The sequence below is a fragment of the Rhodococcus sp. NPDC080181 genome, from assembly GCF_040702225.1.
GTDB lineage: Bacteria > Actinomycetota > Actinomycetes > Mycobacteriales > Mycobacteriaceae > Rhodococcoides > Rhodococcoides fascians.
This window is the reverse complement of record NZ_JBFBKN010000007.1, coordinates 51,073-65,282: the sequence shown is the minus strand read 5'-3', so window position 1 is coordinate 65,282 and position 14,210 is coordinate 51,073. Positions and strand designations below refer to the sequence as shown.

The following is a 14,210-nucleotide window of genomic DNA, read 5'->3' as shown; positions in this document are numbered from 1 at the left end:
CGATGTCGATCCTGTGGGTTCTCCCGGCTCTGCCGGCCTTCGGTGCGGCCGTCCTGCTGCTCGGTGGCCGGCGCTGCAACTCGTGGGGCCACCTTCTCGCGACTGCCGCCGCGGTGTCGTCGTTCGTCGTTGCGGCGCTGGTGTTCTCGTCGATGCTGGGACGGGACGAGTCGGACAGAACACTCACTCACACGGTGTTCCGCTGGGTGCCCGTCGACGAATTGCAGGTCGACTTCGGCATGCGTGCCGATCAACTCTCGATCTGTTTCGTCCTGTTGATCACTGGGGTCGGATCACTCATTCACGTGTACTCGATCGGGTACATGAGCCATGACCCGGAGCGTCGGCGCTTCTTCGCGTACCTCAACCTGTTTCTCGCCGCCATGCTGCTGCTGGTGCTGGCAGACAATTTCCTCGGCCTCTATCTGGGGTGGGAGGGTGTCGGTCTGGCGTCGTACTTGCTCATCGGATTCTGGCAACACAAGCCATCGGCAGCGACGGCTGCTCGAAAAGCGTTCGTGGTCAACCGCGTCGGCGATATCGGCTTGGCCATCGCCCTGATGATCATGTTCGTGAACTTCGGGTCTGTGCAGTACGACGTGGTGTTCGCGGGAATCGGGAACGCGGGTGAATCGGTGGCGACCGCCATGGCACTGATGTTGCTGCTGGCGGCCTGCGGAAAGTCGGCCCAGGTGCCGCTGCAGTCGTGGCTCGGCGACGCGATGGAGGGCCCGACGCCGGTCTCCGCACTCATCCACGCGGCGACGATGGTCACCGCCGGGGTGTATCTCATCGTCCGATCCGGACCGGTGTTCGAGGCCTCGCCGGTGGCGCGGGCGGCGACCGTCACGGTCGGCGCGGTGACGTTGCTGTTCGGTGCCGTCATCGGTTGTGCGAAAGACGACATCAAGAAGGCGCTCGCCGCCTCGACGATGAGTCAGATCGGGTACATGGTGCTCGCGGCCGGACTCGGCCCGTCCGGTTATGCCTTCGCCATCGTGCTGCTGCTGTCGCACGGATTCTTCAAGGCAGGCCTGTTCCTGGGGGCCGGCTCGGTGATGCACGCGATGAACGACGAGACCGACATGCGACGGTTCGGCGGGCTCCGTGCCGCGATGCCGATCACGTTCGTCACGTTCGGTCTCGGCTACCTCGCCATCATCGGAGTTCCGCCGTTCTCCGGTTTCTTCGCCAAGGATCCGATCATCGAGATCGCGTTCGCGGCCGGGGGAGCGGCAGGTGTGGTGCTGGGCTGCGTCACGTTGCTCGGTGCGGGCTTGACGGCCTTCTACATGACTCGGGTGATGCTGATGACGTTCTTCGGCCCGAAACGCTGGGCGGCGCAGGCACATCCGCACGAAGCGTCGGCGACGATGACAGCCCCCATGATTCTGTTGGCCGTCGGCTCGGTGGCATCGGGTGCCTTCCTTGCGGTGGGTGGACGCCTCGAGACGTGGCTGGAACCGGTGGTGGGATCGGCGCACGAAGAACACGCGATACCTGCCTGGGTCGTGACGGTCGCAGTTCTGGCGGTGGTACTCGTGGGTGCCGGCGTCGCGTACCGGAAGTACATCGCTCGTGACGTTCCCCCGACTCCACCCGAGGACGTATCGGTGCTGACCAGAGCCGCACGCGCTGACCTGTACGGCGACGCCTTCAACGAGGCAGCATTCATGCGGCCCGGTCAAAAGCTCACGAACACAATGGTATTCGCCGACAAGGCGGGTATCGACGCGGTCGTGGACGGGGTGGGGAGATCGATCGGCGGAGTATCGACTCGATCGAGGCGGCTGCAGACCGGATTCGTACGGTCCTATGCGTTGGCGATGTTCGCGGGGGCAGTTCTCGTCGTGCTGATGGTGGTGGTCCTGTGACGTTCCCCTGGCTGACCGTCCTGTGGGTTCTGCCGATTCTCGGCGCGATTGTCGTCGCCCTGGTGCCGGCCGATCGTCCGACAATCGCGCGTGGTGTCGCCGTGGGGTTCGCTACCGGCACACTCGTGGTGTCGGTGGTACTCGCCGTGGCATTCGACTCCGGTGGCGATCGCTACCAGTTCCTCGAAGATCATTCCTGGATAGCGGCATTCGGTGCGCGCTACACGCTCGGCCTCGACGGAATAGGCCTCGTGCTGGTGTTGCTCACCACCGTTCTGACCCCATTGCTCCTCGTCGCGGGCTGGCACGACGGCAGCCGCGTCGCGAACTACGGATCGCGTCGGGTCTCGCACACCTACATGGCGTTGATCCTGGTGGTCGAGTCCATGGTGATCGTCTCGTTCCTCGCCTTGGACGTATTGCTGTTCTACATCTTCTTCGAGGCGATGCTGATTCCGATGTACTTCCTCATCGGTGGGTTCGGCGGTGTTCAGCGAACGCGCGCTGCGGTGAAGTTCCTGCTCTACAACCTGTTCGGTGGACTGGTGATGCTGGCTGCCGTCATCGGGTTGTACGTCGTCACGGCCAGGCCCGACGGCCCGTTCGACGGCGGGACGTTCGATCTACGCGCGATCGCGGATGCGGCGTCATCGGGGGGACTCGGTGTGGATTCGATGGTTCTGAACGCGCTGTTCCTCGGCTTCATGTTCGCGTTCGCGATCAAGGCACCGCTGTGGCCGTTCCACACGTGGCTACCCGACGCTGCAGTGCAGTCCACCCCGGCGACTGCTGTGCTGATGATGTCGGTGGTGGACAAGGTCGGCACCTTCGCCATGCTGCGCTTCTGCCTCGAGCTCTTTCCCGGTTCGTCGCAGACGTTCGCCCCGTGGATCATCACGCTCGCGGTGATCGGCATCGTGTACGGCGCGATACTGGCGATCGGTCAGACCGACATGATGAGACTCATTGCCTACACCTCGATTTCGCACTTCGGGTTCATCATCCTCGGCATCTTCGCGATGACCGGTCAGAGTCAGGCCGGTGCCACGCTGTACATGGTCAACCATGGAATCTCCACCGCCGCATTGTTCTTGATCGCAGGCTTTCTCGTGTCCCGTCGTGGTTCACGCGCGATCGCCGACTACGGCGGCGTCCAGAAGGTCGCGCCGGTGCTCGCCGGAACGTTTCTGATCTCTGGTCTGGCCACGCTCTCGCTACCCGGTCTCGCCCCGTTCATCAGCGAATTCTTGGTGCTGATCGGCACATTCGGTCGCTACGGCGTCGCCGCAATCGTGGCCACCGGTGCGCTCGTGCTGTCGGCGATCTACATTCTCTGGCTCTATCAACGGGTGATGACGGGGCCGGTCCGAGAGGGCAACGAGAAGATCTCCGATCTCGTTCCCCGTGAGGCGTTGGTGGTGATCCCATTGCTCGCGCTGCTAGTCGTGTTCGGGGTGTACCCGAAACCGGCACTCGACATCATCACTCCAGCAGTGCAATCCACGATCGTCGACAGTGCAGGAGGTCAACGATGACCACTCCCGAAGTGCAGTACGGTCTGCTGTCGCCCATGTTGATCGTCTTCGGTGTCGCGGTTCTCGGGGTTCTCGTCGAGGCGTTCGTACCGCTACGTGCTCGTCGCGCAACCCACGTGGGTCTCGCTCTGGCAGGGCTGGTCGGCGCCCTCGCGGCAGTGCTCGGCCTGGCCGGCACCGAGGCAGCCGCGATGAACGGGGCCGTCGCGATCGACGGACCGACTCTGTTCCTGCAGGGAACCATTGTGCTCGTGGCAATTCCGGCCATCGCACTGTTGGCGGAGCGCACCGTCGCCGTCACCGGGGCTGGGGCCGAGCGCCGCATCGACTCGTTCACTCCGCAGGCCTCGACCACGCCGGGCAGCGTGGCAGAGAAGCAGGCCATCGATGCAGGCGTCGCCCAGACCGAGGTCTTTCCACTGGCGATGTTCGCGATCGGCGGCATGCTGCTGTTTCCGGCGTCCACGGATCTGCTGACGATGTTCGTGGCGCTGGAAGTGCTGTCGTTGCCGCTGTATCTGCTGTGCGGACTGGCGAGACGACGACGACTGCTCTCACAGGAAGCAGCCCTCAAATACTTTCTGCTGGGCGCGTTCTCGTCTGCGTTCTTCCTGTTCGGAGTCGCGTTCCTCTACGGCTACGCCGGGACGGTCCGATTGGACGGAATCGCCGACGCCATCACGGCAGACGGTCAGGGCAGATCACTGGCACTGATCGGAACCGCCTTGCTTGCGGTGGGTCTGCTGTTCAAAGTCGGTGCCGTGCCTTTCCATTCGTGGATTCCCGACGTCTACCAGGGTGCCCCCACTCCGGTGACGGCGCTGATGGCCACCGTGACCAAGGTGGCGGCCTTCGGTGCGATTCTGCGAATCTTCGGAATGGCGCTGCCCGGTCTCGAGTCGAGTTGGCGTCCGATGTTGTGGGTGATCGCCATCGCGACGATGGTGCTCGGTTCGGTTGTCGCGGTGACGCAGACCGACGTCAAACGGATGCTGGCCTACTCGTCCGTGGCGCACACCGGGTTCATCCTCACCGGAGTGACTGCGCTGGGTAGTTCGGGTGATGTACGTGATTCGGGGGTGTCGGCCACGATGTTCTACCTGCTTGCCTATGCCTTCAGCACGCTGGGTGGATTCGCGGTCATCGGTTTGGCCCGAGACGAACGCGGTGAGGTGAGCGACCTGGAGCGATGGGCGGGTATCGGTCGCCGCTCGCCGCTCGTCGCCGCTGTGTTCGGTTTGTTCCTGCTCTCGTTCGCCGGGATCCCGCTCACCAGTGGGTTCATCGGTAAGTTCGCGGTGTTCAGCGCAGCCTCGGGTGCGGGGGGAGCCGCACTGGTCGTGGTCGGAGTGGTGTGCAGTGCGATTGCAGCGTTCTTCTACGTGCGCGTGATCGTGCTGATGTTCTTCACCGAACCCAGCGAACGGACCGCCACGGTGGTGCGTCCTACCGCGCCGGTGGCCTGTGCGATCGGGGTGTCGGTGGTCGTCACCGTGGCACTGGGGGTCTTTCCTCAGCCCGTTCTCGATATCGCCGCGCGGGCCGGGAACTTCCTCTAGCTCGTACAGGCTTACTTCGCGGACTTCGTTCGCTGCTTCCACGTGTGCGAGCCGGCGCCGACGGGGATTCCACCGATGGCTCCCGCGAGGCCGAATGTCGGCATGTTGACGTAGATCGCTTCACTGTCCTGGGCTGTCGCGGTATAGGTTTCGTGCCATACGCCGACATGGCCGGTCGCAGCGACCGATCGGTTGAAGGCACGCCATGCGGGGGCATGTGGTGCGTCGGGATCGGAGGCGAATCGCGTCAGGTCTTCCGCGTTGCGCCAGTAACTGACGAGCATGGTGGTGCGGCCCAACCACGAGTGGTAGCCGAGCAGTCCGGAGGTGGGATCCTGCTCGAGGTGGCTGAGCATCCGCGGCATCGCGCGCGCGGCAGGAAGCCAGGAGCGAACGGCAAGGGGATTGTTGATGCGCATTCCGATGAGGAAGACCGTGACGGTGTCGCGGTCGGATTCGACCGTGGTGCGGCCGTCGATGATGGATTGCATGACGTGTTCCCGTCTGTTCGTTTCGGGGCCGAGTGCATGACGTGACACTGTTATAAAACACTGTTGTGATAGATTTCGCAAGTGGCGAGACCCAGAATTCACGATGCCGAACTGCGCACCCGGCTACTCGAAGCCGCAGCGGAAACCGTTGCGCGCCATGGTGTCGACTCGTTGTCGTTGCGTAAACTCGCGGCCGCGCAGGGCACCTCGACCACGGCCATCTACTCGCTGTTCGGCGGTCGAGCGGAGCTGCTGGTGGCGCTGTTCGGCGCGTCGTTCTCGAGTTTCGGTGACGCGCAACGCAGCGTTCCTGTCACCGGGGAATCCGAGGTCGACCTGCGCGAACTGGCATATGCGTACCGCCGCTGGGCCATGGCCAACCCACACCTCTACGCAGTGATGTTCGGCGGAGTGCTCGGTTCGGTCGACGTATCCGATCAGGCACACCTCGCCGCCGCCGCGATGGATCCGCTTCGGGCGGCGGTGGCGAGCGCCGTCGAGGCAGGCACGATGAGCGGCGCGTCGGTGGACGTGATCAGCCACTCGTTCTGGGCGATCGTGCACGGTCTGGTGTCGCTCGAGTTGTCGATACCCGCGATGTCCGACGACGAGGACCGTCGGGTGATGTTCGACGCCGGGGCGGCGTCGGTGCTGCGCGGGTGGATGCGTCAGTAGGTGCGCGGTATCCCGATGATCTTGGTGGCGTCGACGGTCATGCCCAACCGTGCTGTCGGTGCGAGCGCGGGCAGGGCCGGAAGATCGTCGGGGGTGGATGTGGCGGCACCGATCACGTCGGCACCGGCGATCTCGAAGTCGGAGATCGCTCGCCGAAGATGGCTGGGAGTTGTTGCGAGCACCAGATTCACAGCACCGATCTCAGCGGCCAGTGAGGTGGCGCGCTGCGCATTCTGCACCGTCGAATTCGCAGTGGACTCGGCGTGAATGCGGTCGGCCACAATCTCGTTGTCGATCAGCCACTTCTTCATCGCTTCGGCTTCGGTGACGCCGCGCTGCGGATTTCCACCGGTGACGATGATGGGTGATTCGGGAGAACGCTCGGCGACCGCGGCAGCGGATTTCAGTCGCTGCACCAATTCCGGTGCCATACTGCCGTCGTCGTTCAGGCCCAGGCCGAGCACCACGATTGCCGTCCTCACGCCATCGGTCGCAGGCGCGAAGTCGATCGCCTCCGTCGCCGCCTCGTCGATGACTTCGATAGCCCGATCCACCGCATCGGCAAGCGGGGGAGACAGGGCGCGCAGGCGGGCCGAGTGCAGCGCTCGCGCGTCGGCATCATCGGTTGCGTTGGCGTAGAACGTCTGCAGTGCTGCGACATTGGCATCGTTCGGTGCGGCGGTGGCAACCGCGTCCAGTGCGGCGAAACCGGCCTCGTAGCGACCCTTGACCAGAGCATTCTGCGCATCGTTGTACTGCTGCGCGTCGGCCGAACGTACTGCGTCGGCAATCGTTGGGGTCGAGATCGGCGCGGCGGGCTCGGCCGTCGCCGAACTGGATCCCATGGCGAGTCCGAACACGGCGATACAAGAGACCACGGCAACGCGAATCGACGGTTGTTGTCGGCCGGATCGCATTGTCGGCTGCCCTCCTGAACGATGACGGGTTTTCGTCACCCTAGCTCAGTTCGGTGCCAGTGTGGCTGGTGTGATCCGAGTTGCTCGAGTTACAGGAATGTACTTCGGTGTCGGCTGAACTCGATCGTCACATCGTGACCGGAGCGCGTCCGCGGTCGGCTGGTTCGATGGTCACCTCGGCGTCGGGAAGGAAAACTCGCTCGGTCGTGGTGGTTCCGTCGACGCCGTCGGTGACCGTCACCGCCACGTTCTCGGCAACCTGCCCAGCGCTTTCGATGAACCCGGTCGCGACACCCTCCTCGATGAGGAGATGATCACCCACCAACAGAAGAAGCTCATCCGCCGTCACCGTTCGCCTGCCGCCCACATCTTCGATTGTCATGAATCCCACCGTAGTGTGAATTGTCCGAATGGGTTGTTGCTCGGTCCCCGATCCCGGATTCGCACTGGTCGTCGTGCAGGCTCCACTCGAGCCCCTGCGAGTTGTCGACGCATGTTCGACAATCATTGTTCTAGAACAGATCGATGGAGTCACCGGCCGCTGAGGCATACCGTAGACACACCAACAGGCCCCCACACGGAAGAAGGTGTCGAGTGACCGACTCCGATGCAGGATTCGACCCGAGCTCACTGCGGCCGTCGTTGTTCATCGACGGGCAATGGCAGGGAGCCGGTGACGGCGGGACCCGCGACATCGTCGATCCGTCCAACGGCAGCGTGGTGGCCGTCGTCGACGAGGCGACACCCGACGATGCCCTGGCTGCGGTTGCCGCGGCGCGGGCAGCGTTCGACGACGGCCCCTGGCGCTCGGTGACGGTGGGTGAGCGCAGTGATCTGCTCAATCGCATCGCGGACTTGCTCCAACGGGACAAGGCGAAGTTGGCGCATATCGAGACCCTCGATACCGGAAAGACGTTCGGCGAGAGTGAGATCGATATCGACGACGTCACCTCGGTGTTCCGCTTCTATGCCGATCTCGCTGTGGTGCAGGCAGATCGACTGATCGACGTCGACCGTCCGGAAATTCTGAGCCGAGTGGTGCACGAGCCCATCGGTGTCTGCGTGATGATCGCACCCTGGAACTACCCGCTGTTGCAGATCTCGTGGAAAATCGCCCCCGCCTTGGCTGCTGGGTGCACCATGGTGCTCAAACCCAGCGAGGTGACGCCACTGAGCACCATCGCGTTCACCAAGCTCGTGGAAGAAGCGGGAGTGCCTGCCGGTGTGGTCAACCTGCTGCAGGGCAGCGGCGCAACGCTCGGGGATGCGCTCACCAGGAACCGCGACGTCGACTTCATCTCCTTCACCGGCGGACTCGCCACCGGCAGGCACATTCTTGCCGCGGCCGCGGAGAACGTCACGAAGGTGGCGGTGGAACTCGGGGGAAAGAATCCACACATCGTCTTCGCCGACGCGGTGGCCGACGAGCAGTCGTTCGCCGATTCGGTCGACAACGTGCTGACCGGTGTGTTCCTACATTCCGGTCAGGTGTGTTCGGCCGGTACCCGACTGATCATCGAGGAATCAGTGGCCGACCGGTTCGTGGCCGCCGTGGCAGAGCGCGCGAAGACCATCGTGATGGGGCCGGGTATGGACCCGGCCAGTGAGACCGGACCGCTGGTGTCGCAGGCGCAGCGCGAGAAGATCGAAGGCTTCGTGGCGACGGGTATCGAGGAGGGGGCCACCTTGGTCATAGGAGGTACCAAGCCGGACGATCCGTCCTTGAGCAAAGGTAGCTATTTCCTGCCCACCATCTTCGATCACTGCGATCGGTCGATGAATATCGTGCAAGACGAGACGTTCGGGCCCATACTCACTGTGGAGCGATTCGATACCGAGGCCGAGGCGCTTCTACTGGGTAACGATACGAATTACGGTCTCGCCGCGGGTGTTCGGACGTCCGACGCCGCGCGAGGCGAAAGAATGGTGCGTGGGCTTCGTCATGGAACGGTGTGGCTCAACGACTTCGGTGTCTACACGGCGGCCGCGGAATGGGGCGGCTTCAAGCAGTCCGGGAACGGCCGCGAACTCGGACCGTCCGGTATGTCCGAATATCAAGAAGCGAAGCATATTTGGCACAACACCTCACCTACAGCGGCGGGGTGGTTCGGTACCCGATAGAGCACGATGGGAAAGGCCACAGGCATGGCAATACTGAACGACAATTCGAGCGGAATGGACGATTTCGGTTACAAGGAATCGCTCGACCGCAGTCTCGGCAAATTCGCCAGCTTCGCCGCAGGCGTCAGCTACATCTCGATCCTCACCGGCACCTTTCAGCTGTTCTACTTCGGCTTCGGCACCGCCGGACCGGCATACCTGTGGTCGTGGCCTGCGGTCTTCGTCGGTCAGCTCTGCGTGGCACTGTGCTTCATGGAGTTGGCCGCGAAGTATCCGGTGGCGGGATCGGTGTACAACTGGGCGAAGCTGTTGGGCCGCAGGATCGTCGGTTGGTCGGCGGGCTGGTTGATGCTCACGGCATCGATCGTGACACTGGCCGCCGTTGCCCTCGCTCTGCAGCTGAATCTGCCACGTATCTGGAGCGGATTTCAGATCATCGGTGACGGCTCGGGTGCCACCGACTTCGCGGCCAATGCAGTGCTGCTCGGTGCGATTCTGATCGCCATCACCACCACGATCAACGCGCTGGGCGTTCGATTGATGGCGATGATCAACAGTGCGGGTGTGTTCATCGAACTCATCGCGGCCGTGCTCATCGCGATCTTGCTCGCGGCCAACATCACTCGGGGACCCGAGGTGTTCTTCTCCACCAACGGCTACGGTGCCGGTGAGAGCGGCGGCTACCTCGGTGCCTTCCTGGTCGCGTCGCTGGCGTCGGGATACGTCATGTACGGATTCGACACCGCGAGCTCGCTCGGGGAGGAAACCGTCGAACCTCGGCGCACCGCTCCCAAAGCGATCTTTCGCGCCATCCTCGCCTCGTTCGTCATCGGTGGAGCCATCCTGGTGTTCGCCGTCATGGCCGCGCCGGACCTGAACGATCCTTCCCTCGGCAGCCCCGACGGCAGCCTGCAATCCATCGTCGAATCGGTGATGTGGGGCCCGCTCGGCACCGTCTTCCTCATCTGCATCGTCATTGCGGTCTTCGTCTGCTCACTGGCAGTACACACCGCGGCGATCCGGCTCACGTTCGCCATGGCGCGAGACAACGCGTTGCCCTTCGGCGAAAGCCTGGCCAAGGTGAATCCGAAGACGCAGACCCCGGTGGTGCCCGCGGTGACCATCGGAGTGCTGGCCATCGTGATCCTCGTCGTCAACATCGGTCAGCCGCAGATCTTCACGGTCCTCACCTCGATCGCGATCATCATGATCTATCTCGCGTATCTGATGGTCACCGGACCACTGTTGGTCAAGCGCATCAAAGGCGAGTGGCCGCCGGAGGATCTCAAACCCGGCGGATACTTCACGATGGGTAAGTTCGGCCTGCCGGTCAACATTGCGGCGGTGGTGTGGGGTGCCGGGATGGCGCTCAACCTCGCCTGGCCGCGCGAGGCCGTGTACGGAACCCCCTGGTACAACACGTTCGGTGCGTTCGTCTACATCGGTGGCATCCTGGGCGTGGGCCTGCTGTGGTACGCAATCAAGGGGCGCAAACACATCGGCACTCTGAAATCACATGCCTCCACGGGCAACTAGAAGGAGCGTGCAGTGACAGACACCCAGTTCGATTACGTCGTCGCGGGAGGTGGCACGGCGGGGTGCGTCCTGGCCGCGCGGCTGAGCGAGGATCCTTCCGTCAGCGTCTGCCTGGTCGAGGCAGGTCCCACCGACGTCGGCGACAAAGCGATCCTGGAACTCGTCGAGTGGATGCATCTGCTCGACTCCGGCTATGACTGGGACTACCCCGTCGAACCGCAGGAACGTGGCAACAGCTTCATGCGGCATGCGCGTGCGAAAGTGCTCGGCGGTTGCTCGTCGCACAACTCCTGCATCGCTTTTCATCCGCCGGCGGAAACTCTCGACGATTGGGCCGCGGCCGGTGCGACGGGCTGGGGCGCGTCGGACATCCTGCCGTTCGTTGCGCGCGTAGAGAACAACGACACCGGCCGCGGTCACGACGGACCCGTTCGAATCCGCGACGTGCCGCCGCACGATCCATGCGGTGCAGCAGTGCTCGAATCGGCCGCCGGAGTAGGGCTTCCCACCGTTGCATTCAACCGCGGGACGCCGGTACTCAACGGTGCCGGCTGGTTTCAGATCAACGCGGGTGAGGACGGGTCGCGTATGTCGACGTCCCATGCCTACCTGCACCCGATCATCGGATCGCGGCCCAACCTCGAGGTGCGCACCGACTGCTGGATCAGCGAGATTCTGATCGACGAGTCGCTGACCGCGACGGGTGTGCGGTACCAACGCCCCGACCTGACCGGTTACGACACCGTGTCCGCGCGACGCGAAGTGATCGTCACCGCCGGTGCCATCGACACTCCGAAGTTGTTGATGCTCTCCGGAATCGGACCGGCGGCACAGCTGCAGGAGATGGGAATCACCGTTCGGGTCGATTCACCGGGAGTGGGAGAGAACCTCGACGACCACGTCGAGGGGCTGGTGTTCTGGGAGGCGAGCAAGCCCATGGTCACCACGTCCTCGCAGTGGTGGGAGATCGGCGTGTTCGCGCAGACCGACTCGTCGCTGAACTACCCGGACATCATGATGCACTACGGCAGCGTGCCGTTCGACATGAACACTCTCCGGTGGGGTTATCCGAGCACCGACAACGGGTTCTGTTTGACGCCCAACGTCACCCAGGGTCGTTCTAGGGGAACTGTTCGGTTGCGCAGCAGGGACTTTCGCGATCGCGCCAAGGTGGATCCGCGCTATTTCACCGACCCCGACGGCCACGACGACGCGGTGATGCTCGCCGGTCTGAAGCTGGCGCGCGCTATCGCCGCAGACGGTCCACTCGCGGGTTGGATCGAACGCGAACTCGCACCCGGGCCCGATGCCGTCACCGACGATGATCTGCTCGACTACGTGCACAAGACCCACAACACGGTCTATCACCCGGCAGGCACGGCACGGATGGGATCGGTGGACGACACCATGGCCGTGCTCGATCCCGAGTTGCGCGTCAAGGGCATCTCGAACCTACGCGTGGTCGACGCGTCGGCGATGCCGAAGCTGCCGTATGTCAATCCCAACATCACGGTCATGACCATGGCGGAAAAGTGCGCCGACCTGATCCGTGGCGGATAGATCGGAGCTTGCCGACTTCCTCGGCGCGCACCCACCGTTCCAAGGCGCGTCACCTGCGGTACTCACCGACATCGCCGGAGCCTCCGTCGAACTCGACTATGCCAGTGGCGCATGGGTTGTGGGCCCGACGTCGAAGCTCGATGTGGCCGACACCGTGTGGGTGGTGCGTACCGGTCGAGTGGTGATCGTGCACTCCGACGACACCTCGCCCGCCGCCGTACCGATCGACACCATCGGTCCGGGCGGGGTCTTCGGTTTCTCGGCGTTGCTTGTCGGCGGGACGGTCGAATTCTGTGCGCGCGCAACCGAGCCGAGCACCGTTCTTCGGTTGCCCGGGGAGCTGATTCGACCGCTGTTCGCAACGCCGACCGGGCTGGCGTTTCTGGCCGACGCCGTCACCTCGGCCAGCACGCATCGCGGTGGGGCGGCCGAGGGTAGTGCCGGCCGCGCCGTCGGCGAACTGCTGTCGGCCCCACCGGTGTTCGTCTCTGTCGGAACCTCCGTCCGAGACGCAGTTCGGCACATGACCGAACAGGGCAGCTCGTACGTCCTGGTTCCGCTGCGAGGTTCGCGCTACGGAATATTCACCGACCGTGACCTCAGGGTGCGGGTGGTCGCCGCGGGAATCGGCGTCGACACTCCGGTCGAGCACGTCATGACGTCGCCCACAGAGACGGTCACCGCGGACCGGTTGGCCGGCACCGTCCTGATGGACATGCTCGAGCTGGGACTGCGGCACATGCCCGTCGTGTCCAGCCGAGGCGAGGTTCTCGGCGTCGTCGAGGACTCCGATCTGCATGCCGCGTCCACGCGTCGCAGCTTCGTGGTTCGTCGCGCGGTGACCTCGGCAACGACATCGGCCGAACTCGCCGACGCAGGAAGGCTCGTTCCGGGATTGGTGGCGGACCTGTTCCGGGGTGGGACCGACGCCCTGGCCGTCAGCGCGATTCTGTCCGTCGTGGTCGACAGCCTCGTTCGCCGAGCCGTGGAGATCGAATGGGCGGCGCGGCCCGAAGTACCGCGACACAACTTCGCCTGGATTACCCTGGGCAGCGTCGCCCGACGGGAGGCGATGCCCTCCTCGGACGTCGACAGCGCTCTGACTTGGTCGGATACCACCGCCGACCCCTACGTACGTGGACGATCGAACTCGGTGCCGAGAACTCGCGACGAAGTGCTGATGGGCCTGGCCGCGCGGGTACACGCGAGCCTCGACGGTGCCGGGTTGCCGTCCGACACCAACGGTGCGGTTGCGAGTTCGCCGAGATTCGCACGCTCGGCCGGACAGTGGGAAAGTGCCGCTGCCCACTGGCTCAGCAACCCCTTCGGCGATCGTGGCAAAGCAGGAACCTCTGGTCGTTCCGCAGGCTCCACTCCGGCTGGGGACTCCGGCCTCATCATGTCCTCGCTGATGATCGACGGCAGGGTGGTGTGGGGCCCGAGGGAGTTGAACACCGTTCCCGAGGCCTATCGCCGACTGCTGGTGGACAACCCCGATGCTCTGCGATTGCAACTCAGAGATGCCCTCGCCGGACGGGCCAGGCTGCGTTCGCTGCGAGACGTGCTGGCGCGGCGCGGCGGTACGTTCGACCTCAAGGCCCATGCATTGACTCCCATCGTCAACCTCGCTCGATGGGGTGGACTGTCGGTGGGAATGGCCTCGGCCTCGACACCGGCGCGTCTGGCGGCCGCGTCGGGCAACGGGATGCTCTCCGAACGGGACGTCACCACGTTGACCGAGGTGTTCGCGCTGCTTCAGCGGCTGCGGCTGTCACACCAGATCGATCAGATGACGGCAGGCCATCGGCCCGGCGATGTGCTGATCATGGCCGATCTCTCACCGCTCGAGCGCAGTCTGCTCACCGACGGCATCCGAGAGATCGCCGCGGTGCAACGCCGAGTCGGGTACCTCGCCGCCAATGTCGGCGTGCATCGCTGACCG

At 64.1% G+C, this 14,210-nt stretch carries 11 protein-coding genes; 8 read left to right on the top strand and 3 right to left on the bottom strand.

Features of this window, described 5'->3' with window-relative positions; all coding sequences use genetic code 11:
* Positions 1-2 precede the first annotated feature (2 nt).
* The 3 genes from nuoL to nuoN are packed head-to-tail and all read left to right on the top strand — an operon-like array spanning position 3 to position 4,968.
* On the top strand, positions 3-1,874 hold the full coding sequence (nuoL, locus tag AB0O58_RS10635; protein ID WP_283541488.1) for an NADH-quinone oxidoreductase subunit L: 1,872 nt from the start codon (positions 3-5) through the stop codon (positions 1,872-1,874).
* Positions 1,871-3,409, top strand: a complete 1,539-nt coding sequence (locus tag AB0O58_RS10630) for an NADH-quinone oxidoreductase subunit M (protein WP_283541487.1) — start codon at positions 1,871-1,873, stop codon at positions 3,407-3,409. The genes nuoL and AB0O58_RS10630 overlap by 4 nt, the downstream gene beginning before the upstream one ends.
* On the top strand, positions 3,406-4,968 hold the full coding sequence (nuoN, locus tag AB0O58_RS10625) for an NADH-quinone oxidoreductase subunit NuoN (protein WP_052067050.1): 1,563 nt from the start codon (positions 3,406-3,408) through the stop codon (positions 4,966-4,968). The genes AB0O58_RS10630 and nuoN overlap by 4 nt, the downstream gene beginning before the upstream one ends.
* Before the next feature lie 11 nt (positions 4,969-4,979).
* Here nuoN and AB0O58_RS10620 read toward each other — a convergent pair whose 3' ends face one another.
* Complete coding sequence (locus AB0O58_RS10620) at positions 4,980-5,459, bottom strand: DUF4188 domain-containing protein (protein WP_283541486.1); 480 nt, start codon at positions 5,457-5,459, stop codon at positions 4,980-4,982.
* Between the two features lie 81 nt (positions 5,460-5,540).
* Here AB0O58_RS10620 and AB0O58_RS10615 point away from each other — a divergent pair, with 81 nt between their 5' ends.
* Positions 5,541-6,134: a TetR/AcrR family transcriptional regulator gene (locus AB0O58_RS10615; RefSeq protein WP_222096921.1), complete on the top strand. Its 594-nt coding sequence runs from the start codon at positions 5,541-5,543 to the stop codon at positions 6,132-6,134.
* Here the strand turns inward: AB0O58_RS10615 and AB0O58_RS10610 are convergent.
* Complete coding sequence (locus AB0O58_RS10610; RefSeq protein ID WP_283550138.1) at positions 6,128-7,051, bottom strand: YdcF family protein; 924 nt, start codon at positions 7,049-7,051, stop codon at positions 6,128-6,130. The two genes, AB0O58_RS10615 and AB0O58_RS10610, sit on opposite strands and share 7 nt — an antisense overlap.
* Positions 7,052-7,178: 127 nt before the next feature.
* Positions 7,179-7,433, bottom strand: coding sequence for a hypothetical protein (locus tag AB0O58_RS10605; RefSeq protein ID WP_032370974.1), 255 nt, complete (start codon positions 7,431-7,433; stop codon positions 7,179-7,181).
* A 212-nt stretch (positions 7,434-7,645) separates the two neighbouring features.
* On the opposite strand from AB0O58_RS10605, the gene AB0O58_RS10600 reads away from it, so the two are divergent.
* Genes AB0O58_RS10600 through AB0O58_RS10585 form a run of 4 tightly spaced genes read left to right on the top strand, consistent with a single transcriptional unit; the run spans position 7,646 to position 14,207 of the window.
* Positions 7,646-9,172, top strand: a complete 1,527-nt coding sequence (locus AB0O58_RS10600) for an aldehyde dehydrogenase family protein (protein WP_057474068.1) — start codon at positions 7,646-7,648, stop codon at positions 9,170-9,172.
* A 24-nt stretch (positions 9,173-9,196) separates the two neighbouring features.
* Positions 9,197-10,708: an amino acid permease gene (locus AB0O58_RS10595; RefSeq protein ID WP_032407077.1), complete on the top strand. Its 1,512-nt coding sequence runs from the start codon at positions 9,197-9,199 to the stop codon at positions 10,706-10,708.
* Positions 10,709-10,720: 12 nt separating this feature from the next.
* The gene (locus AB0O58_RS10590) at positions 10,721-12,268 is read left to right on the top strand and encodes a GMC family oxidoreductase N-terminal domain-containing protein (protein ID WP_032400600.1); all 1,548 of its coding nucleotides are present in this window, start codon (positions 10,721-10,723) and stop codon (positions 12,266-12,268) included.
* Entirely contained in the window at positions 12,258-14,207 is a 1,950-nt protein-coding gene (locus AB0O58_RS10585; protein ID WP_366238171.1) for a putative nucleotidyltransferase substrate binding domain-containing protein, read from the top strand. The genes AB0O58_RS10590 and AB0O58_RS10585 overlap by 11 nt, the downstream gene beginning before the upstream one ends.
* Positions 14,208-14,210 lie beyond the last annotated feature (3 nt).